Annotated in this window: 19 protein-coding genes, 1 tRNA gene and 1 pseudogene; 9 read left to right on the plus strand and 12 right to left on the minus strand. The window is 35.9% G+C overall.

Features of this window, described 5'->3' with window-relative positions; all coding sequences use genetic code 11:
* Positions 1-4 precede the first annotated feature (4 nt).
* The 4 genes from ACGH49_RS03070 (at position 5) to ACGH49_RS03085 (ending at position 2,113) form a co-directional block, all read left to right on the plus strand.
* Positions 5-637 (plus strand): MBL fold metallo-hydrolase, encoded by a 633-nt coding sequence (locus tag ACGH49_RS03070; RefSeq protein ID WP_065561679.1) that lies wholly within the window; start codon positions 5-7, stop codon positions 635-637.
* A 156-nt stretch (positions 638-793) separates the two neighbouring features.
* On the plus strand, positions 794-1,381 hold the full coding sequence (locus ACGH49_RS03075; RefSeq protein ID WP_051634174.1) for a biotin transporter BioY: 588 nt from the start codon (positions 794-796) through the stop codon (positions 1,379-1,381).
* Positions 1,365-1,940, plus strand: coding sequence for a YiiX/YebB-like N1pC/P60 family cysteine hydrolase (locus ACGH49_RS03080; protein ID WP_065561677.1), 576 nt, complete (start codon positions 1,365-1,367; stop codon positions 1,938-1,940). Before ACGH49_RS03075 ends, ACGH49_RS03080 begins: the two co-directional genes overlap by 17 nt.
* A gap of 97 nt (positions 1,941-2,037) precedes the next feature.
* Positions 2,038-2,113 (plus strand) — tRNA-Asn (locus ACGH49_RS03085).
* A gap of 490 nt (positions 2,114-2,603) precedes the next feature.
* Here ACGH49_RS03085 and ltrA read toward each other — a convergent pair.
* Both ltrA and grcA read right to left on the minus strand, forming a co-directional pair.
* Positions 2,604-4,268: a group II intron reverse transcriptase/maturase gene (ltrA, locus tag ACGH49_RS03090; protein ID WP_411588274.1), complete on the minus strand. Its 1,665-nt coding sequence runs from the start codon at positions 4,266-4,268 to the stop codon at positions 2,604-2,606.
* Positions 4,269-5,496: 1,228 nt separating this feature from the next.
* Complete coding sequence (gene grcA, locus ACGH49_RS03095; protein ID WP_065605996.1) at positions 5,497-5,880, minus strand: autonomous glycyl radical cofactor GrcA; 384 nt, start codon at positions 5,878-5,880, stop codon at positions 5,497-5,499.
* A gap of 203 nt (positions 5,881-6,083) precedes the next feature.
* Between grcA and ung the strand changes: the two genes are divergently transcribed.
* Together ung and gntR are read left to right on the plus strand one after the other, a co-directional pair.
* Positions 6,084-6,773, plus strand: a complete 690-nt coding sequence (gene ung / locus ACGH49_RS03100) for a uracil-DNA glycosylase (protein WP_411588215.1) — start codon at positions 6,084-6,086, stop codon at positions 6,771-6,773.
* On the plus strand, positions 6,770-7,774 hold the full coding sequence (gene gntR, locus ACGH49_RS03105; protein ID WP_411588216.1) for a gluconate operon transcriptional repressor GntR: 1,005 nt from the start codon (positions 6,770-6,772) through the stop codon (positions 7,772-7,774). The genes ung and gntR overlap by 4 nt, the downstream gene beginning before the upstream one ends.
* Before the next feature lie 66 nt (positions 7,775-7,840).
* On the opposite strand, the gene ACGH49_RS03110 is transcribed toward gntR, so the two are convergent.
* Positions 7,841-8,191, minus strand: coding sequence for a DUF805 domain-containing protein (locus ACGH49_RS03110; protein ID WP_411588218.1), 351 nt, complete (start codon positions 8,189-8,191; stop codon positions 7,841-7,843).
* Between the two features lie 257 nt (positions 8,192-8,448).
* Between ACGH49_RS03110 and upp the strand changes: the two genes are divergently transcribed.
* Positions 8,449-9,075 carry a uracil phosphoribosyltransferase gene (gene upp, locus ACGH49_RS03115; RefSeq protein WP_091350428.1) on the plus strand — a complete coding sequence of 209 codons (627 nt, stop codon included), beginning with the start codon at positions 8,449-8,451 and terminating at the stop codon, positions 9,073-9,075.
* Between the two features lie 102 nt (positions 9,076-9,177).
* Positions 9,178-10,437 carry a uracil-xanthine permease family protein gene (locus tag ACGH49_RS03120; protein WP_411588275.1) on the plus strand — a complete coding sequence of 420 codons (1,260 nt, stop codon included), beginning with the start codon at positions 9,178-9,180 and terminating at the stop codon, positions 10,435-10,437.
* A 218-nt stretch (positions 10,438-10,655) separates the two neighbouring features.
* Here the strand turns inward: ACGH49_RS03120 and lysS are convergent, their stop codons facing one another.
* From lysS to ACGH49_RS03145, 5 genes and pseudogenes are all read right to left on the minus strand, one after another.
* Complete coding sequence (lysS, locus tag ACGH49_RS03125; protein ID WP_160407079.1) at positions 10,656-12,173, minus strand: lysine--tRNA ligase; 1,518 nt, start codon at positions 12,171-12,173, stop codon at positions 10,656-10,658.
* A 30-nt stretch (positions 12,174-12,203) separates the two neighbouring features.
* A protein-coding gene (gene prfB, locus ACGH49_RS03130; RefSeq protein WP_411588219.1) for a peptide chain release factor 2 occupies positions 12,204-13,302 on the minus strand; the annotation gives its coding sequence in 2 pieces (ribosomal slippage) (positions 12,204-13,226 and positions 13,228-13,302; 1,098 coding nt in all).
* Between the two features lie 177 nt (positions 13,303-13,479).
* Complete coding sequence (locus tag ACGH49_RS03135) at positions 13,480-14,106, minus strand: Fe-Mn family superoxide dismutase (protein WP_034910802.1); 627 nt, start codon at positions 14,104-14,106, stop codon at positions 13,480-13,482.
* A gap of 262 nt (positions 14,107-14,368) precedes the next feature.
* Positions 14,369-15,097, minus strand: a complete 729-nt coding sequence (locus ACGH49_RS03140; protein ID WP_411588220.1) for a type 1 glutamine amidotransferase — start codon at positions 15,095-15,097, stop codon at positions 14,369-14,371.
* A 236-nt stretch (positions 15,098-15,333) separates the two neighbouring features.
* A pseudogene (locus ACGH49_RS03145) lies at positions 15,334-16,405 on the minus strand (IS3 family transposase).
* A 373-nt stretch (positions 16,406-16,778) separates the two neighbouring features.
* On the opposite strand from ACGH49_RS03145, the gene pgi reads away from it, so the two are divergent.
* Entirely contained in the window at positions 16,779-18,428 is a 1,650-nt protein-coding gene (pgi, locus tag ACGH49_RS03150) for a glucose-6-phosphate isomerase (RefSeq protein ID WP_411588221.1), read from the plus strand.
* A gap of 78 nt (positions 18,429-18,506) precedes the next feature.
* On the opposite strand, the gene crr is transcribed toward pgi, so the two are convergent.
* The 4 genes from crr to ACGH49_RS03170 form a co-directional block, all read right to left on the minus strand.
* On the minus strand, positions 18,507-19,010 hold the full coding sequence (gene crr / locus ACGH49_RS03155) for a PTS glucose transporter subunit IIA (RefSeq protein ID WP_296207989.1): 504 nt from the start codon (positions 19,008-19,010) through the stop codon (positions 18,507-18,509).
* Positions 19,011-19,019: 9 nt separating this feature from the next.
* Positions 19,020-20,747 (minus strand): phosphoenolpyruvate-protein phosphotransferase PtsI, encoded by a 1,728-nt coding sequence (ptsI, locus tag ACGH49_RS03160; protein WP_065605982.1) that lies wholly within the window; start codon positions 20,745-20,747, stop codon positions 19,020-19,022.
* Positions 20,748-20,799: 52 nt separating this feature from the next.
* Entirely contained in the window at positions 20,800-21,057 is a 258-nt protein-coding gene (gene ptsH / locus ACGH49_RS03165) for a phosphocarrier protein Hpr (RefSeq protein ID WP_034911114.1), read from the minus strand.
* Between the two features lie 134 nt (positions 21,058-21,191).
* On the minus strand, positions 21,192-21,524 hold the full coding sequence (locus tag ACGH49_RS03170; protein WP_411588222.1) for a hypothetical protein: 333 nt from the start codon (positions 21,522-21,524) through the stop codon (positions 21,192-21,194).
* Between the last annotated feature and the right edge of the window lie 35 nt (positions 21,525-21,559).

The following is a 21,559-nucleotide window of genomic DNA, read 5'->3' on the forward strand; positions in this document are numbered from 1 at the left end:
ATCTATGTTCCAGTACCAAATCATCCCAGTTACAGCTTTCCAAGAAAATTGTAGCATCATTTGGTGCGATCAAACCATGGAAGGTGCATTTATTGATCCCGGAGGTGAACCCGAACTGCTTATAAAAGCGGTTGAAAAGCTAGGCGTTAATATTAAGCAGATTTTATTAACCCATGGACATTTGGATCATGTCGGTGCTGCAACTATATTGGCTAAACATTATGATGTGAAGATTATTGGACCAAGCCAAGAAGATGAATTTCTATTAACAAGTTTACCACAACAAAGTACACAATTCGGTTTTCCTTATACTGATAGCTTTTTGCCTGATCGTTGGTTAAAAGAAGGTGAGCAGATTCAAGTTGGTAATATTAGCCTTGATGTACTTTTTTGCCCGGGTCACACTCCGGGACATATTGTTTTTATTAACCATTTGGATAAGCTGGCTTTTGTCGGCGATGTATTATTTAAAAGTAGTATAGGAAGAACTGATTTTCCACGAGGCAACCATGCCGATTTAATTTCATCAATCACTAATAAATTATTACCACTTGGGGATGACTTTATTTTTGTACCAGGCCACGGACCTATGTCTAGTTTTGGTCATGAACGAGTTAGTAATCCTTACTTAGTTTAAGTAACAAATTATTTTAATTATCACACTCTTTATTTTAGAGTGTGATAAAAATATCCTATATCCCACTCCAATGTAAACAAATTAAAAACAAAAAAGTTTACAACAATAATAATTGCGCTATTATAGTTCTACTATTTATATAAAAGGTAGAAAATAATGAAACTTCAACCGACTTCGTATTATCCAACATTTATCACTACACTTGTAAATTTATCTTCTTGGCAACGTAAATTATTAACCACAACAAGTGCAGCATTACTTTTAGGATTAGCCGCTAACATTAGTATTCCAACTTACCCTGTTCCATTTACATTACAATCATTGGCTGTATTGTTAATTGGTGCTTTTTTAGGTCGTAAACTAGGTGCATTAGCAATAATCCAATACCTTATTTTAGGTGCAATTGGGTTACCGCTATTTGCCAATGGTAGTGGTGGAATTATGGCGTTAGCATCACCATCTTCAGGTTACTTATATGGCTATGTATTTAGTGCCTATTTAGCAGGGTTTGCAGCAGAAAGAGGTTATGATCGTCACTTTATTTTAGGTTTAATTGCATTCGCTTGTGCGCATCAATTGTTATTTGTATTTGGCGTTGTCTATTTAATGGGCTATTTACACATCACGCTAATTGATGCTTTAAAAGTGGGTTATCTGCCATTTGTTGGTGTGGATGCGCTTAAATTTATTATTGCAACTTGTGTAATGTTTTCGCTATGGCGCTATCGTGCTAAAAAACAATAATATCCAATGTGGAGATATTATCTTCCAAAGCCTAAAAAAAAATAATGCTTTTAATGGCGCTGTAAGCCTTTCAGGTGCATTGTCAAAGATAGATGAAATAACCAAAAGTATTAATCATGTTGGTTTATATATTGGAAATAATACCGTTATTGAAGCAACGCAAAACTATGGCGTGATTGAACAATCGTTTACTAATTTTATTTGTGCAGCTAAGCACAATATCATTGGTAGAATCCATGATTTAGTTGTTATTCAAAATGCATTAAGACGGGTAAAGAAATGCTTGGGTTCACCTTACAATCACAGCTTTCATCCCAATGCAGATGGGTTTTATTGCAGTGAACTAATTACTTATGCCTTTAAAACTGAGCAAGGTAATGATTATTTCGCATTATATCCAATGAATTTTAAAGATTTAGCGACAAATGAGATTTTATCTTATTGGGTTGATTATTATCGCGATCTAAATCAGATTATTCCACAACATGAACTAGGATCGCACCCACAGCAATTACTTAGACAACGCCATTTATTCAAGACAATCCTAACACTTGAATGATAATAAAAGGAGGAAATTTTACACAAAAAAACATTTAAAATAATTTAACTATTGACATAGCACCATTAAATCTATAATATGCGCACTACATTTCGGTTCCTCCATAGTTCAGTCGGTAGAACGGCGGACTGTTAATCCGTATGTCACAGGTTCAAGTCCTGTTGGAGGAGCCAACTTCTAAGTGAAAAAACACTTAGTAAATTACTTCATATACAAAAACCACTTTCCTTTAATCAAAAAGTTTCTAAATCTGCTTGGCCATAAACGAATTGAAAAGCAGAAACAATGATATGCACTTTAATAGAAATTTAGCTAATCAACAATATTTAATAATTTAAAAGATAGAAAATAAAATCTTAAGCAATGCATTAACTTTATAATATAGTAAGACCGCATAAAACAATTTCTGAGAAAACTCCTTATGAGTTTTTAGGGTATTATTCTAATCATAAAGTGCCTTTCCTTCGGCGTTTTCCTACAGTTAAGTAAGTCAGGATTGTATTAATTATTATTTAAGCATAAAAAACCCAGCATTTGCTGGGTTTAAATATTTATTATTTAATAAAGTCGGGTAGCAACGACACATTACTGTGTCGCCGCCCCCTAAGAACTGTACGAGCGAATTTCTCCGCATACAGCTCAAGCCTTCCTATTAACTTATTGCTAAGTCGGTTTCAATACGTCTAACTTCAGTGCATGAACTTTAGTATGACATACAGGATGTAATAAAACCCTGTTTTTCAGTTTATTATCTCCACCCTGTACACGGTATATAATATGGTGGTCATGCCATCCCGTCTCTTTTGTGATAGGGAGATGACATAATCCACAACGCCCTTTTTGTTCCTTATACAACCTTTGCCATTGACTTCTGTGCGAATAATCCTCGTACATCCGTTTTTGGTATAACGTTTCGCCGTATAATTCCCATTCAGGTAAAAACGGGTTATATTCCGATTTTACCTTAACATGACGTTTAATCTCTGTCCTACTGCAAAACAGTAATTCAGTCCATATCTTTTCGCCGTGCCGATTCGTTGTATGTGTGCCAAATATCCAGTCCCTGCTTTGTATCTTTGTAAAGTATTTCGCTTTAACAAATCGTTTCCGCCTGTTACTGTGTCTTCGACAACACCATCGCCAAATCGCTTGCCAGACTAGATAGTCTACTTTACTGTACGTCTCTTTAGCAACAATGCTGCGGTGATAGTTAGCCCATCCCCTTAACATTGGATTTAATTTTCCTATTAGTATGTCTTGTTTAACCATTTTCATGGCACTTATTGTTTCTTTCACCTTGCGATAAAATGCTTTCACATTCTTTTTGCTAGGTTTAATCAACAATTTGCCTTTAAATGATTTCACCGTCCAACCGAGAAAATCAAATCCTTGCTCGATATTAACAACGTGAGTTTTCTTTTCCGATAAGGTTAATCCCCTCTCTTTCAAAAATTCCCGCATTATTGGCAGAACTTCATTTTCAAGTAATTCTTTCGAACTCCCCGATATAATAAAATCGTCCGCATATCGAACCATGTACACCTTATTAGCTCGCCGTTGTCTATTTCCAATTACACCAAAGTGTTTAGTTAATAGCTCGTCAATGCCGTCTAGTGCCATATTTGCTAAAGTTGGTGAGATGATACCCCCTTGTGGTGTACCCTCTGCCGTCCGTGTAACCTGTCCCATGTCCACAACGCCCGATTTTAACCATTTTGCTAATATCCGTTTATTCATCGGAATATTGGCTATTAACCAATCATGACTAATATGGTCAAAACAACCCTGTATATCCGCATCCAATACCCATTGCGCCGTTTGTCTCATTTGACTCCCTTTGCGTGAAAATATCTTATGCACGTGGCTTATCGCATCCGCCGTTGAGCGATTGACACGAAATCCATACGAGTTTTTATCTGCTGTCGTTTCGGCTACAGGCTGTAAAGCAAATAAATGCAGCGCTTGCATTGCTCTGTCTTTCATGGTCGGAATGCCCAAAGGGCGTTTCTTTCCGTCAGACTTGGGAATATAAACTCGCCTTAATGGCATGGGTTTATATCCTTTACTTGTCAGCGTTGCAATGGCTTTCCATTTACTCATTGGTGTTGACCATGTTACCTTGTCAACCCCTGCCGTTCTTTTACCTCTGTTTTCTGTCACTCTCCGCACCGCTAATTGCTTAGCATACGTTGAGCGTGTCAGTAACCGTTGTAAGCGTTTAACCTTACGGTAGTCACCTTCAATTGTTGCCTTCGCAATCCGTACCTGCAACCCTTTAACATGCTTTGTTGCTTTGACCCAATCAATCTTGTGCCATAGCTCATTCATGTTAGGAGTCGCTGGAGCTGGACTACTTTTAACTTTTTCGTTAGACTTAGAGTACTCTTTCATACTTACTCCTGTAGTAACAGAAATAAGCAGAAATCTACTTGGTTTTGTGTGAATAATTTCTTCGTCCTGTGAGAGAAAGAAGAATTATTCAGGTTACCAAATAAATTCTACTTCTCTGTCACATGGTGAATTGTTAGAGTAGGGAAATGGGCTTGTTTTCACTTGCCTATTTCCTGTCCTCACCCAATCATTCCCGAAGAAATGACCACAAAAGGATTTGCCAACATCTTACGATGAAAGACCAGTTAGAAGTCTGCACCCTTTCGGGTTAGGTCATGTTTCATACCCTATATCAGCCATTACAGCCAATCATTCGCTTTCTCTAACCTCCCTTACCTGCACCCCCAACAGTATCGCTTACGCTCTACCTGCCCTAGGGCGGAAATACAGGCTTACCAAGTTCCATTATTATCACACAAATAGTTAAGATGTTGTCTGTTCGCCGATAGTGTTTATGATGACGTATCCCCAATGTAAAAAGAGATATCCCACTATATACCTTTTTGGTTAGAGCTTGTCAGTAGCTTAAGCTCTTCAACTATCACGACGTTTATCAACAATTCACTTACGTTCATCTTTCTATTTAGCCTAGCCCCTCATGACATGCTACTTGTCATTACCTAATGTTACCTCACGATACGCATTAACCTTGCTATTCCTCAAGGGGGTACATTGTCAGGAAGCTCCGCACCAGACCGTTACCAGTCTCGCACTATCCCTAGGCTACTGTTAGTCATATAACAGGTTGAGCTCGCACTTTTACCTAATTTATAAGCAATTGTACTTCAACAATGATAATAACAGCTTATGCACTTATAACTTCACAATAGGTCAATTCTAGCTTAAACTATACGCTGTGGGTTCTTTCGTTTCCTTGGTCGATTCAATAAACTCTTATTGAACTCCTTGGAATCTTCCAGAATATCAGATATGATTAAATGAATTGTCCAAAGAATTTTGTTCTTTAAAGTATGAGATTTGTCTCTCACAGACTTTAACATATTCTTTACTGAATACAGGTTGTACAATGTCCTTTCGGACATGTATAACGCCCTACTCAGACATTGTGAGGGTGGCTAATTAAAGTTCTTCACCTTAATTAACCTACCTAACTTTTTAATTAAAAATCAAAGAGTTAGGCTAAATAAGTGCGCTCTTGTCGCACTTACATTTTAGTTGTAAATGTACGAGCAATAACATCACGTTGTTGTTCTGCTGTTAATGAGTTAAAACGTACTGCATAACCAGAAACACGAATTGTTAATTGTGGGTATTTTTCTGGGTGTTTTACAGCGTCTTCTAAAGTTTCACGACGAAGAACGTTCACATTTAAATGTTGACCTCCTTCAACTTTTACAGTTGGAGCAACATCTAATGGAACTTCGCGATATTCGAATTGACCAAGTTCTGCAGTTGGAATGATTTGATCTTCTTTATAAACTGATTTAGCAGCTATACAACGAGCTTCTTTTGTAGAGTCGTCTAATAACCAGAAAGAATTTAGAAGTGCTGAGTTGTCTGCTTTAGTAATTTGGATACCTGTAATCATTTTAAATCCTCCTAACGGGACCTTATTGCCCTAAAATAATTAGGGTTAATATATCACTTTAAAAGATTGATAAAAGTCAAAAAAAGCTATTAATTCGATAAGTAATGCCTTTAATTTCTATTTTCTTTTGTGATAGGTTATTATGTAGAAATATATTAGTTATTGCCAGAAACACTGGCATTATTGATGAGTGATATCAAAAGATGACAACAAAATTGACTTGGCATGAAGTTATTGGTGCAGAAAAACAAAAACCTTATTTTCAACAAATAATGCAATTTGTAATGGCTGAGCGTGCTAATGGCAAGATAATTTACCCGCCTCAGCATGATGTGTTTAATGCGTTTCGTTTTACACCATTTGATCAAATCAAAGTGGTGATTTTAGGGCAAGATCCTTATCATGGTCCCAATCAAGCTCACGGCCTTTCTTTTTCTGTTTTACCCGGAGTTAAGACACCACCATCGTTAGTTAATATTTATAAAGAACTAGCAACCGACATTGATAGTTTTACAATTCCTTCTCATGGCTATTTAGCTTCTTGGGCTACTCAAGGTGTATTACTATTAAATAATGTGTTGACTGTCGAAGCTGGGCAAGCGCATTCTCATGCAAAAATAGGTTGGGAAACTTTTACTGATAATGTGATAGCGGCAATCGATGAATATCTTCAAGGTGTGGTTTTTTTATTGTGGGGATCTCCTGCACAAAAAAAGGGGCAGTTTATTAATCGCCAAAAACATCATGTTTTAACATCGGTGCATCCATCACCGTTATCAGCTCATCGTGGATTTTTTGGCTGTAAGCACTTTTCCAAAGCGAATGATCTTATTATGCAACAAGGTAAAAAAGCAATAGATTGGCAACCAAGACTAGCGGAAAAACAAACATGAGTAATAATAAAAGACGTCGAACAAGTTTGCAGGAAATTGCAAATTTAATCGGGATTAGTAAAATGACAGTGAGTCGTTTTTTACGCGATCCCAATCTTGTATCTAAACCACTTCAATTACAAATTTCAGCCACAATAGATAAGTTAGGATATATTCCCAATAAAGCTCCCGATATGCTGTCTAACGCTAAAAGTAATGCCATTGGTATTGTGTTCCCTTCTTTAACCAATCAGGTTTTCGCCGATATTTTAAAAGGTATTGAGATGATGACGGATGTAAGAGGATATCAAACCATGATCACTCATACCGGATATAGTGCTGACAAAGAGGAGTTACGTTTACGCTCATTACTTTCTTATAATATTGACGGGTTAATTTTAACGGAAAGAACACATACTCCAGCAACATTAAAGATGATTGAAATTTCGGGTGTTCCTGTGGTTGAAATTATGGACAGTGTTTCACCTTGTATTGATATGGCTGTTGGATTTGATAATTTTACTGTAACCAAGAATATGATTGATAAAATGATAGATAAAGGCCGCCGTAATATTGTCTATTTTAGTGCAAGACAAGATCAACGAAGTATTATACGTCAAAAAGGATATGAAAAGGCTATGGAAGAAGCAGGATTAACACCTAGAACGCTAGCGACTAAAGAAGCATCATCTTATGAATTAGGGTCAAGATTTTTGCATCAAATTTTAAAAGATTTTCCTTGTGTTGATGGTATTTTTAGTACTAATGATGACTTAGCTTTAGGGGTATTACTTGAGTGCCAACGGATGGGAATTGAAGTGCCAAAACAAATAGCGATTGTTGGATTTCATGGACATCAAATTGGTCAATTTATGAATCCCAAACTAGCATCTATACAGACACCAAGAATTGAAATGGGAAAAATTGCAGCGGAGCTGTTATTAAAACGGATTAATGGTGAACAAATTGATAAAAAAGTGATTGATTTACCTGTTGAGTATTTAAACGGAGAAAGTATTTAATAAGGTAGAAGATGACATTGATAATGATTTAACCTTACCACCTTTAGTAATAAGGTTATTAGTAAATTATAACCCTTTAGGGTTTTCACCGTATTGGTTCCTGCCTGGTGTTGAATCTAGTACGCAGAATACAAATATAATAATAATACCAATGTATGGAATAAGTTGTAACAAAACCCACCAACCTGATTTGCTTGTATCATGTAAGCGGCGTACTGTAACAGCTAAACTAGGGAGGAGTAATGCCAACGCTAAGATAGCAGTTATAGCTAAGGGACTTCCAATCATTTTATCAATGATTGCTGCGATAAAGGTTAAAATAAAATTGAACAAAGCGAACATCCAATATTCTTTACGACGCGCTCGCCCATTAAAATTTGCATAATTTTTTGTAATACAATCAATAAACCAATTCATTCCTATATTCCTTTTTTAAATTAATTACTGAAATAAATTATTTGGAACGGCTATTGTGGCTATTCTAATGAAAAAAAAACGAAAATAAAACTGATTTTTATCGTTGAATTTTTTATTTTTATTTTTTTATCAATATTTACATTGCCTATAAGGCTGTTGATTTCAGGTTTTCATAAAGTGATAACTATGTTAGAATTATCGCTCAGTGGTTATTTATACCAGCTAACAGATTATAGAAAATAACACTGAGGCCATCCATGAAAATAGTTGAAGTAAAACACCCTCTTGTACGTCATAAAATTGGATTAATGCGTGAACACGATATTAGTACCAAAGACTTTCGTGATCTTGCCAGCGAAGTTGGCAGTTTATTAACTTATGAAGCAACGGCTGATCTCCCTACTGAAAAAGTCACCATAAATGGTTGGTGTGGGCCTGTTGAAGTTGAGCAAATTAAAGGTAAAAAAATTACGGTTGTGCCTATTTTGCGTGCGGGTTTAGGTATGATGGATGGTGTGCTTGAGCATATTCCAAGTGCGCGTATTAGTGTTGTGGGTTTTTATCGTAACGAAGAAACGTTAGAACCTGTTCCTTATTTCCAGAAATTAACCTCGGATATTGAAGAGCGAATGGCTTTAGTTGTTGATCCAATGTTAGCTACAGGTGGCTCAATGGTGGCGACAATCGATTTGCTTAAAAAAGCAGGTTGTAAAAATATTAAAGTATTAGTTTTAGTTGCCGCACCAGAAGGTATTAAAGTGCTTGAACAAGCTCACCCTGATGTTGAACTTTATACGGCATCGATTGATGAGAGGTTGAACGAAAAAGGCTACATATTACCTGGACTGGGTGATGCTGGAGACAAAATCTTCGGCACAAAATAAAATCTCAAAATTTAGACCGGTTAATCCGGTTTTTTTATGCCTGTTAATCAGGTAAGTTATACAATAAACTTCGTTAAGTAAGAGAGGCGAGATGTGAGCAATATCACAACAGATAAAACAAAAAATATAACATCACTGCATAAGCATTCTTGGCAAGATATTTTTACTGGAGCGCAAATGTTATTTGTCGCATTTGGTGCATTGGTGTTAGTTCCACTATTAACAGGGTTAAACCCGAATGTAGCTCTTTTTACTGCTGGAGTAGGTACTTTATTATTTCAATTGACAACTAAAGGGAAAGTTCCTGTATTTTTAGCGTCATCATTTGCTTTTATTGCTCCCATCTCATTTGGTGTTACTCAATGGGGGATTCCTGCTACTTTAGGCGGTTTAATAGCTGCTGGATTTGTATTTATTTTTTTTGCTTTTTTAGTAAAAATAAATGGTAAACATGTTATTGATCGTATCTTACCGCCAGTTGTAACTGGACCAATTATTATGGTTATTGGTTTATCATTGGCGCCTGTTACTATAGGTATGGCAATGGGTAAAAACAGTGGACTGCAAGCTGAAAATTATCAATTGATTATTATTTCAATGGTATCATTATTAACAACTTTAGTGGTTGCCATTTGGGCAAAAGGTTTTTTAAAATTATTACCTATTATTTCAGGTATTGTAGTTGGTTATACGCTCTCTTGCATGTTTGGTATTGTTAACTTCCAACCAATTATTGATGCACCATGGTTTAAAGTTCCCGATTTCACTTTTCCTGAATTTCACTGGCAAGCCATTTTATATATGATCCCGATTGTAATTGCGCCAACCATTGAACATGTTGGCGATATTATGGCTATTAGCGCCGTAACAGGTAAAGACTATACACGCGATCCCGGTTTACAGCGTACATTACTTGGTGATGGGCTAGCAACTTCGATGGCTGGATTTTTTGGTGGACCACCGTGTATTACTTATGCAGAAGTGATTGGTGCAGTAACGCTAACTCGCAATTTCAAAACTCGAGTAATGACATGGGCAGCTTTTTGGGCAATTTTAATGTCTTTTATCGGAAAAATTGGTGCATTTTTAAGTTCAATTCCAACTGTAGTAATGGGTGGGATTATGGTGTTACTGTTTGGTTCTATTGCATCAGTGGGCATTAATATCTTAGTGAAACATAAAGTCGATCTATCTGTACCGCGTAATATGTGTATTGTTTCATTAGTTTTAGTTTTTGGTATTGGAGGGATGATCTTTGATTTTGGCTCTTATACACTGCAAGGTATTAGTTTGTGCGGTATTTTAGCTATTGTGTTAAACCTGATCTTACCTCGTCAAGAAAAGTCGACAGGTACTCATTAAAGTCCTTAAACTCCTTATATATCGTTGAATATTTTATAGCCAACGATATTTATAATAAATCGCGAAACGGTATAGAATCCTGAATATTTTTTACAAAAAAATAATCTAAAAAACAGCTAGATTTTGTTAAAAACTTTCAGGAAAGTATGTATTTAAGTATCAAAACACACTTATCAAAAAATAAGTGTGTTTTTAGTGATAAGTAGTGATAAGCGGTTTTATTTGATTGGACGCATGGTTGGGAATAAAATTACATCACGAATCGTGTGGCTGTTGGTAAATAGCATCACGGTACGGTCAATACCGATCCCAAGTCCTGCTGTTGGCGGTAAGCCGTGCTCCAGCGCTGTAATATAATCTTCATCATAAAACATCGCTTCATCATCACCTGCATCTTTTTGTGATACTTGATCAGCAAAGCGTTGAGCTTGATCTTCGGCATCGTTGAGTTCTGAGAATCCATTGCCAATTTCACGACCACCAATAAAGAACTCGAATCGGTCTGTTACAAATGGGTTTTCGTCGTTACGACGAGCAAGCGGTGATACTTCTGCTGGGTATTCGGTAATAAAAGTTGGTTGAATTAAGTTCGATTCAGCCACTTCTTCAAAAATTTCAGTCACAACACGACCAAGTCCCCAACCTTTTTCAATTTTAATGCCAATTGACTGTGCAATAGCACAAGCTTTATCAAAATCATCTAAGTCTGCATTATTGGTTTCTGGACGGTAATGGCAGATAGCCTCACGCATGGTCATTTTGACAAAAGGTTTACCAAAATCAAAAGTATGATCGCCATATTGCACAACAGCATCACCTGTTACCGCAATAGCTAAACGACGGAATAATGTTTCTGTTAATACGATCAGATCTTTGTAATCAGCATAAGCCATGTACATTTCCATCATGGTAAATTCTGGATTATGTCTTGGTGATACGCCTTCATTTCGGAAGTTGCGATTAATTTCAAATACCCGCTCAAAGCCGCCTACAACTAATCGTTTTAGATAAAGTTCTGGCGCAATACGCATATACATATCTAAATCAAGCGCATTGTGATGCGTAATAAAGGGTTTAGCTGATGCACCACCCGGAATTACCTGCATCATTGGCGTTTCGACTTCCATAAAGTGGTTTTCAATCATAAAGTTACGAATTTCACTGACCACTTTTGAACGTGCTTTGAACGTCTCTCTTGATTCTTGATTTGTGATAAGATCCAAGTAACGTTGACGGTAACGCATTTCTTGATCGGCAAGTCCATGAAACTTATCAGGTAATGGGCGAAGAGCTTTAGTTAATAAACAAATTTCTTCACAGTGAATAGAAAGCTCACCAGTTTTAGTCTTAAATAGGTAACCCTTAGCGCCGACAATATCTCCCAAATCCCATTTTTTAAATTGCTCGTTATAAAAACCTTCAGGGAGATCATCACGAGTAACATAAAGTTGGATTTGTCCAGCAACATCTTGTAGAGAAACAAACGAGGCTTTACCCATAATACGACGCATCATCATACGGCCAGCCACAGTTACAATAATTTTCTTTTCAATCAGTTCTTCGTTAGTTTTATCGCCATATTGTTTATGGAGATCACTAGAAATCGCATCACGGCGAAAATCATTAGGGAAAGCAATACCTTGTTCGCGAAGATGAGCGAGCTTTTCGCGACGTACTTTTAGTTCATTATTTAACTCTTCAATTTGGTTTTGTTGATCTTGCTGCTCTGTTGACATAGTTTTACCTTTTATTTATAACCAAGCGGTTTATAAACCTGCTTTTAAGCTTTCTTCAATAAATTGATCTAAATCGCCATCTAATACGGCCTGTGTATTACGAGTTTCAACGCCAGTACGCAAATCCTTGATACGCGAATCATCAAGTACGTAAGAGCGAATTTGGCTTCCCCAACCAATGTCAGATTTAGTTTCTTCCATTTGTTGTTTTTCGGCATTCTTTTTTTGCATCTCAAGCTCATACAGTTTTGCTTTTAACTGTTTCATTGCTTGATCTTTATTGCTGTGTTGTGAACGGTTATTTTGACATTGAGTAACAATGCCCGTAGGAATATGAGTGATTCGTACAGCAGACTCGGTTTTATTTACATGTTGACCACCAGCGCCTGACGCACGGTATACATCGATACGGAGATCGGCAGGGTTAATGTCGATATCAATATCATCATCAATTTCAGGATAAACAAATACAGAAGCAAACGAGGTATGGCGTCGATTGCCTGAGTCAAATGGACTTTTGCGAACTAGGCGGTGTACTCCAGTTTCTGTGCGTAACCAACCGTAAGCATAATCACCCGATACTTTAATCGTTGCCGATTTGATACCAGCAACATCACCATCCGATACTTCCATCACTTCAGTTGCAAAACCTTTTGATTCAGCCCAGCGTAAATACATCCTAAGTAACATTTCTGCCCAATCTTGTGCTTCAGTTCCCCCAGAGCCTGATTGGATATCTAAATAACAATCTGCACTATCATATTTACCAGAAAACATTCGTCGGAATTCAAGTCCAGCCAGTTTTTTCTCTAACTGTTCAAGTTCAAAATTAGCTTCATTGAAAGTATCTTGATCTTCAGCTTCAATAGCAAGTTCAAGCAAGCCTTCAACATCGTCAAGACCTTGAGTTAATGAATGAATAGTATTGATTATTTCATCAAGTGCAACGCGTTCTTTACCTAACGCTTGTGCTTTTTCTGGATCGGCCCATACTTCGGATTGCTCTAGCTCGGCATTGACTTCTTCGAGCCGTTCTTTTTTTAGATCATAGTCAAAGATACCCCCGAATCACGGCTGTGCGTTCGGTAAGTTCTGCTATCTTTGATTTAACTGGATTAATTTCAAACATGATTTAAATGGAGTTGCTCAGTTTTATGATTTATTAAACAAGCGTTCATTGTAGCGGATTTGGGCATAATTTAGCAATTGCCAATTACTATTTTTGACTTTGACTCAGTGCTCGAAAAGAAAAGATGGCGCACTAGGCGCCATTGTTTAAGGTGAAAAGAATATGAGTACAATCAAGTTATTTTTTTGCTTCAGCGTATAGCTCAGCAACTTTATCCCAGTTAACTACATTCCAAAATGCACCAATGTAATCAACACGGCGATTTTGATATTTTAAATAATAAGCATGTTCCCAAACATCTAGTGTTAAAATCGGCGTACCAGAAACACCAGCAAATTTTTCGCCCATTATCGGTGAATCTTGATTGGCTGTAGAAACAACTTCCAGTTTACCATTTTGTAATACTAACCAAGCCCAACCTGAACCAAATCGAGTTGCTGCCGCTGCTGCAAATTTTTCTTTAAATGCATCAACCGAACCAAAATCTTTTTCGATGGCCGCTTTTAGGTCGCCTTTTAGTTCAGTACCAACTTTTAATAGTTCCCAGAAAAGAGTGTGATTAACATGACCCCCTACGTTATTTTTAATACCCGTGATTTTGTCAGCAGGTACTTTATCTAAATTTTTTAACAAAGTACTAGGGCAAAATTCTTTTAATTCAGCTGGCAAAGTTTCAAGAATGGCATTTGCATTGTTCACATAGGTTTGATGATGTTTATCGTGATGAAGATGCATAGTTTCAGAATCAATATAAGGTTCTAATGCATCATAAGCATAAGGTAATGGGGGTAAAGTATAAGCCATGAAATTTGCTCCTTTCATATATTAGGTATTATTAACTACTTTATTTCATGAGTATACGGGCTATTAGTATAGCTCTCAAACTATCACTTAGATAGTTAGTGACTATCTGTTATCAGAATGACTATTGCTTTTTCAATTCGTCTTCATTATTTGCTATAAATGGAGTTTATATAAATAATTGCATGGTTTTTATTAATCAGGTTTCCTTTTACTTACTATCAATTAAATATATTTTGTGTTGCTATATTTTATTGTACTGAATTTAGTTCCCTAAAGATGAATGATAAAACTGGCTCAATTTATCGAGAAAAGTGAAAAGTTTTTGATTCATTTCAGTATAATCATGATAGCGAAGCTTATCAGGTGTATCGACAAAGCGGTATTTTTCTGCTTGGCTAAATTCCTTTTTTGAATAGGCAATTAATAATTCGACCAATTCAGGTGTTAACTCCATATGACATTGAAACCCATAAACAAATTTACTGTATACAATGATTTGACGAGGACACCCTTCACTATAAGCAATAATTTGAGCATCTTTGGTTAAACCGGGCATATCATTGTGCCAATGACCTACTTCTAATGTGCTACCAAAATCAGAAAATAAAAGATTTTTTTTACCGACTTGAGTTAGTCTAATAGGGAATTTACCAATTTCTTTTTCTGGGCTGTTGCTATAACTTGCCCCTAACGCTTCACCGATTAATTGTGAACCAAGACATACACCAATGACTACTTTCTCTGCTTTTATTGCAGATAAAATAATGGATTGTTCTGCTTTAGAATCAAAATGAGCACATTCTTGTTTGGTGGTTGATGGTGACTGTGGACCGCCCATAACAATAAGAAAGTCGATATCATCAATGCTATTAGGAAGTGGTTCATTTAGGTAAACGCGAGAATAAGTTATAGTATGATGATTATTTAGAGCCCATTGTTCATAAGCTCCAGGTGCTTCAAAAGCCTCATGAATAATAAAATGTATATGCATTAAAAAACACCTCCTTTTATCGTAGATAACCATCGACAAGTTTACTAAAATCAGGTGTGTATTGCTATTAATAAAAACATGTTAATGTTGCATATACAATAAATGTGAACCAAAAATGTTTTATATTTATAACATATTAAAACGAATATATTTATTGATATAAAAATTCTGGTATGCCCACACTTTTTAGTACCAAAAAGATAAGGCCATCGATTTCTTTTGTATTCAATCGGCGACTAGTAATTTAATGTTGAATGAAGTCGATTATAATTAAACCAATCCACATAGTGATTAAATTCCAATTTAAGTTGCGCCAGTGAATCTTGACACAAATTCTGTTTTCACTGCTTTAAATGTGTTTTCTGTAATTGCGTTATCATAGGGGAAGCCTTTGCGACTTAACGACCGTTTAATTCCAAATGCTGTTAAACTTTCATCAATCAAATGATTATCAAACTCTTTTCCTCTATCAGAATGAAACAACTCAATCGTCTGTAAGTTCATTGGAATTTGACTCATAGCTTGCATGACCAGTGCCGCTGTTTTATGCTTGCCAGCACTTCGTCCCACTATTTCTCGATTACTGATATCAACAATTACACAAAGGTAGTGCCAACGTTGTTTAACCCTTACATAGGTTAAATCGGTCACCAATATCTTTCGTGGTTGACCTATATCAAATTCTCGATTCAGTTCATTCCCCACCGGCGATTCATTGCTTTTTTCTGTATGGATACAATATTGTTTACAGGTGTATTTCGAAACCCAGCCATTTTTCGCCATGATTCGACCTATTCGGCGTCTAGATACGGTTATGCCTTGCTTTCTCAGCTCTGCTTGCAGACGCTTTGTACCATAAGTACGATAATTATTATTAAAAATTTTACTTAGCGATATATCTTGTGGTTACTGCGTTAATTGCCGTTGATAATAGAAACGATTTCGGGTTACATTTAAACATCGACATAATGCACGTAAGCTGTATCGATGCTTATTATGTAATAATTAACTCGATTTTCTTCCCATTATCAACGCCGCTTGCTTTAGGATATCATTCTCCATTAACAAGCGTTTATTCTCTTTGCGTAGCGCGATAAGTTCGTTTTCTTCAGTTCGACGATTATCTTTTGCGATGAATGAGCCGGTAGTTTGGTACTGCATTATCCACTTATCTAATGCTGATTTGGTGAGGTCATACTCTGCGACAATATCCGCACGTTTTTTACCATTTTGATATAGCATGGCCATTTGTTTTTTGAACTCGTTAGTAAAGCTACGTTTTGCTCTTCGTGATGAATCGATTGCCATTGTTGTTACCTTCTCTTATTTTTAGTTTATCATAACAATGACCTTATAAAACTGGTGCTAATTAGTGTAGCCGATCCATATGCAAATAAACAAAACGAAGGGGGTGGATATAAAAATAATAAAAGCAATTGATAATTTTACTAATGATATGGTCATCCTTGTCAAAATTTGAAAATTAAAAAGATAGAAAATAAAAATTTAAGTGCTTTGCGGTAAAACACCTTACGTGTTTTTAACAGATTTTTTTAAACATATAATCTAAATAGTACAGCGTTTTCCTACATATTATTTTTAATCGATAAGATCCTTAGTTGCATCGTTATAAGCATAGTTATATTATGACTATAATGCAATATTATTTAAGGAATAAATTATGTTAAAATCAATTGATCCGACAACAACCCAATCTTGGAAATCCCTTCAAGCTAGTTACGAAAAACACCACAATAAAACCATTGCACAAATTTTGAAAGAAGAACCGAAACGCGTTGAAAAACTTACTATTCCTTTTGAAGATGAGTTTTTAGTTGATTTGTCTAAAAATAGAGTAACGCAAGAAACGCTAGAATTGCTTTATAAGCTAGCTGATGAATGCGATCTAATTGGTGCAACTAAAGCCATGCATAGCGGTGAAAAGATTAATCGTACAGAAAATCGAGCTGTATTACATGTTGCATTACGTAACGTATCAAATACACCAATTTATGTTGATGGCAAAAATGTGATGGATGATGTTAACGCTGTCTTAGCTAAGATGGAGTCATTCAGTAAAAAAATCATTAATGGTGAATGGAAAGGATACACAGGTAAAGCCATTACCGATGTGGTCAATATTGGTATTGGTGGTTCGGATCTAGGGCCAGTAATGATTACCGAAGCACTACGACCTTACAAAAACCACTTGAACATGCATTTCGTATCAAATGTAGATGGCACACATATCGTTGAAGCGTTAAAAGGCTTAAATGCTGAAACCACTTTATTTTTGGTTGCATCCAAAACTTTTACCACTCAAGAAACTATGACAAATGCACAAACAGCACGAGCATGGTTACTTGACGCTGCTAAAGATGATAAAGCAGTTGCTTTGCACTTTGTTGCACTTTCAACTAATGCTAAAGAAGTTGAAAAATTTGGTATTGATACAGCTAATATGTTTGAATTTTGGGATTGGGTTGGTGGACGTTATTCATCTTGGTCGGCAATTGGCTTATCGATTGTTTTATCAATTGGTTTTGATAACTTCAAACAATTTTTAGCTGGTGGCCATGCGATGGATAAACACTTCCAAAATGCACCAATTGATAAAAATATCCCAACGTTACTGGCATTAATTGGTATTTGGTACAATAATTTTTGTGGTGCTGAAACTGAAGCTATTTTACCATATGATCAGTACATGCAACGTTTTGCGGCTTATTTCCAACAAGGAAATATGGAGTCAAATGGTAAAAGTGTCGATCGCAACGGTAATAAAACACCTTACACAACAGGTCCAATTATTTGGGGCGAACCAGGAACCAATGGTCAACATGCATTTTATCAATTAATTCACCAGGGTACTAAACTCATCCCTTGTGATTTTATTGCGCCAGCAATAAGCCATAATCCAGTTGGAGATCATCACCCCAAATTATTATCTAACTTTTTTGCTCAAACTGAAGCTTTAGCTTTTGGTAAAACAAAAGAACAGGTCGAGCAAGAGTTCATAGCTGCAGGAAAAAATCTTGATGAAGTGAAATCTGTTGTACCATTTAAAGTATTTGAAGGTAATAAACCAACTAATTCAATATTAGTGAAAAAAATTACACCTTATGCTCTTGGTGCCTTAGTTGCGATGTATGAGCATAAAATCTTTACTCAAGGAGTTATTCTTAATATATTTAGTTTTGATCAATGGGGTGTTGAACTTGGTAAACAACTTGCTGGACGTATTTTACCTGAATTAGCAGATGATAAACCAGTTAGCTCTCACGATGATTCAACCAATAGCTTAATCAACCAATACAAAAAATGGCGTTAAGTATTATTAAAAAAGATAATTTATAACATAAAAAAACCTTCAGCTAAAACTGAAGGTTTTTTTATAATAGTGAAAAAATTATTTTTTCACACGCATTATTGGAGTTTTACCTGCTTCGACAGAGCCAGATAATTTATTTAATTCTATTATGGTTTCCATATTAGAAATAACTACCGGAGTTAATACGGATTTAGCTTTGCTTTCAAGTAGAGGTAAATCAATTTCAATAATGGTATCACCTACTTTTACCTGCTGACCTTCTTCAGCAACTCGTTTGAAGCCTTCACCTTTTAGTTCTACTGTATCAATACCAAAATGAACAAAAAGCTCAATTCCCTCATCCGATTCTATAGCAAAAGCGTGATTGGTTTCGAAGATTTTTCCTATTTTCCCACTTAATGGAGCGACAATTTTGTTACCAGAAGGTTTAATAGCTACCCCATCACCAACAATTTTTTCAGCAAAAACCACATCTGGCACATCTTCGATTTTAACGATTTCGCCACTTAAAGGAGCAATAATCTCGATGCTATTTTTGTTATCATCGGATACTAATTGCTTAATTTTATCGAATAGACCCATTATTGCCTCCTAACAAATTTGCTTTTCAGCAGTGTAATTTTCAATTAAATCAATTATTTCTTTAGAAGTTGCTTTTTCTAATACAGTATCAGCAAATTTTTTCGCTTCTTCATAGTTAGTATTGCGAATTAATTTTTTGATTTTAGGAATTGATACTGCACTCATACTAAATTCATCAAGTCCCATGCCGAGCAATAAGATTGTGGCTCTTTCATCACCAGCAAGCTCTCCACACATACCTGTCCATTTACCTTCTTTATGAGAAGCATCGATAACATTTTTAATCAGAGTTAACACTGAAGGCGAAAACGGATTATAAAGGTGAGAAATTAATTCGTTACCACGGTCAACAGCAAGCGTATATTGTGTTAAGTCATTGGTACCGATACTAAAAAAGTCTACTTCCTTGGCTAAGTGATGTGCAATCACAGCTGCTGCTGGAGTTTCAATCATTACACCAATTTCAATATTTTTATCAAATGCTTTACCTTCAGCATTCAATTGTTCTTTAAGAATATTGATTTCGGATTTTAATGTTCGGATTTCTTCAACAGAAATAATCATTGGGAACATAATGCGTAATTTACCAAATGCAGATGCACGCAAAATTGCGCGTAATTGTGCATGAAGTACTTCTTTACGATCTAAACAGATTCGAATTGCTCGCCAACCTAAGAATGGATTTTCTTCTTTTGGTAAATGCATATAAGGTACATCCTTATCGCCACCAATATCCATGGTACGGACAATTACCGATAAACCATTGGTTGATTCAGCTACTTCTTTATATGCTTTAAACTGTTCTTCTTCATCAGGATAAGCTTCGCGATCCATAAATAAGAATTCAGTACGGTATAGGCCAACACCTTCATAACCGTTACGTTCAGCACCTGCAATATCACGCACTGTACCAATGTTACCGCAAATTTCTACTTGATGGCCATCAAGGGTTACAGCAGGTAGATCTTTCAATTTAGCTAGTTCTTCTTTATCACTAATATATTTAGCTTGAACTTGTTTTAATTTTTCTTGAGTTGTGTGATCTGGATTGATATAAATGGCATTATTTATTGCATCTAAAATAACAAAATCACCTTGTTTGATTGCTTGAGTTGCATTAGATGTTCCAACGATAGCTGGGATTTCTAAAGAACGAGCCATAATTGAAGTATGCGAGGTGCGTCCACCTGCGTCAGTAATAAAACCTAACACCATGTCTAGGTTTAGTTGAGCTGTTTCAGAAGGTGTTAAATCTGTTGCAACTAAAATACATGGTTGGCTAATAGCACTTAAGTCAACAATTTCAATACCTAAAATATTTTTGAGTAATCGTTTACCAATATCACGAATATCTGCAGCACGTTCTTTTAGATATTCATCATCTAGGTTTTCTAGTTCTTTAGCTTGGGTTTCAAATACAGATTGAACAGCGGCATCAGCGGTTGAATGTTTACTTTGAATACGAGAAATAACTTCTTGTTCAAGATCCTCATCTTCAAGAAGCATAATATGCCCTTCAAAAATGGCAGCTTTATCTTCGCCTAATGTGGATTTTGCTCGTTCCATAATCGTATGTAGCTGTTTACTTGATTTTTGGCGAGCTTCCTTGAAGCGCTCAATTTCAGCCTCAATCTTGTTATCAAGAATTTGTCTATTACTAATAGCAATAGGCTCTTCTTTTAATAATAGCGCTTTAGCAAAAGCGATACCGGGGGAAACAAGTGTACCTGATACCATAACATTTAATCCTTATTCTATTTTAAAACCGTTCATAGCTAACTGGGAGTTATTATTCCAACTCAGGAATTAATTTTACTAAATGAGCAACAGCTTCTTTTTCGTCTTCACCTTCGGCAGAAATGGTAATAGTTGTTCCTTGTGATAAACCTAACGTTTGTAACTTAAACAGACTTTTAGCACTCGCACTTTTACCATTAGATGTGACAGTAATTTCTGCATTAAAGTTCTTTGCTTCTTTAACAAATTGTGCAGCAGGGCGGGTATGAAGACCATTAGATGCAGTAATAGTTACATCTTGTTTATACATATTATTTTACTCCCAAAATATTTTGTTTCACCGACCAATATAAATAAAAAACGCCTGAAAGGCTAGTAAGATTTAATTGATCTTTTATATTAAGTCAGCCGTATTAGCTATCACATTAAGATAGCCGTAATTTATCAGTATCGGTAGATACGAGTGACTTTATCACTACATTTTTTAAATTCTACCTGTCCATGGATTCCATGTTTAATATTCTCAAAAACGATTTCTTCACTACCATCAAGTTGTGATGCACGGATCTCATCTCTACAGAAAGCTTCAAATCGTTGTAATTCCTGTTCACTATTACCCAATTTATAAGATGAAGGTAAATCTTGGCTGGTTACATAGGTATGTATTTTATTTTGCACATCAAGGACAATTACGCCTTTATTAGATAAAGGCGAACCACAGGAGGTTAATGATAATATTAATCCTGCAAAAAATAATAGTTGCAGAGAAAATTTCATGATAAATCCTATAATATTCAAAATAATTCCTTTAT

Origin of the sequence: Gilliamella sp. BG7, from assembly GCF_046635565.1 — a bacterium.
In the GTDB taxonomy this organism is placed as follows: domain Bacteria; phylum Pseudomonadota; class Gammaproteobacteria; order Enterobacterales; family Orbaceae; genus Gilliamella; species Gilliamella apicola_P.

Excerpts from the sequence above, each read along its gene's own strand:
- ACGH49_RS03070 (WP_065561679.1), top strand. The coding sequence starts at position 5 with ATGTTCCAGTACCAAATCATCCCAGTTACAGCTTTCCAAGAAAATTGT.
- ACGH49_RS03075 (WP_051634174.1), top strand. The coding sequence starts at position 794 with ATGAAACTTCAACCGACTTCGTATTATCCAACATTTATCACTACACTT.
- ltrA (WP_411588274.1), bottom strand. The coding sequence starts at position 4,268 with ATGAATGAGCTATGGCACAAGATTGATTGGGTCAAAGCAACAAAGCAT.
- grcA (WP_065605996.1), bottom strand. The coding sequence starts at position 5,880 with ATGATTACAGGTATCCAAATTACTAAAGCAGACAACTCAGCACTTCTA.
- ung (WP_411588215.1), top strand. The coding sequence starts at position 6,084 with ATGACAACAAAATTGACTTGGCATGAAGTTATTGGTGCAGAAAAACAA.
- gntR (WP_411588216.1), top strand. The coding sequence starts at position 6,770 with ATGAGTAATAATAAAAGACGTCGAACAAGTTTGCAGGAAATTGCAAAT.
- ACGH49_RS03110 (WP_411588218.1), bottom strand. The coding sequence starts at position 8,191 with ATGAATTGGTTTATTGATTGTATTACAAAAAATTATGCAAATTTTAAT.
- upp (WP_091350428.1), top strand. The coding sequence starts at position 8,449 with ATGAAAATAGTTGAAGTAAAACACCCTCTTGTACGTCATAAAATTGGA.
- lysS (WP_160407079.1), bottom strand. The coding sequence starts at position 12,173 with ATGTCAACAGAGCAGCAAGATCAACAAAACCAAATTGAAGAGTTAAAT.
- ACGH49_RS03135 (WP_034910802.1), bottom strand. The coding sequence starts at position 14,106 with ATGGCTTATACTTTACCCCCATTACCTTATGCTTATGATGCATTAGAA.
- ACGH49_RS03140 (WP_411588220.1), bottom strand. The coding sequence starts at position 15,097 with ATGCATATACATTTTATTATTCATGAGGCTTTTGAAGCACCTGGAGCT.
- pgi (WP_411588221.1), top strand. The coding sequence starts at position 16,779 with ATGTTAAAATCAATTGATCCGACAACAACCCAATCTTGGAAATCCCTT.
- crr (WP_296207989.1), bottom strand. The coding sequence starts at position 19,010 with ATGGGTCTATTCGATAAAATTAAGCAATTAGTATCCGATGATAACAAA.
- ptsI (WP_065605982.1), bottom strand. The coding sequence starts at position 20,747 with ATGGTATCAGGTACACTTGTTTCCCCCGGTATCGCTTTTGCTAAAGCG.
- ptsH (WP_034911114.1), bottom strand. The coding sequence starts at position 21,057 with ATGTATAAACAAGATGTAACTATTACTGCATCTAATGGTCTTCATACC.
- ACGH49_RS03170 (WP_411588222.1), bottom strand. The coding sequence starts at position 21,524 with ATGAAATTTTCTCTGCAACTATTATTTTTTGCAGGATTAATATTATCA.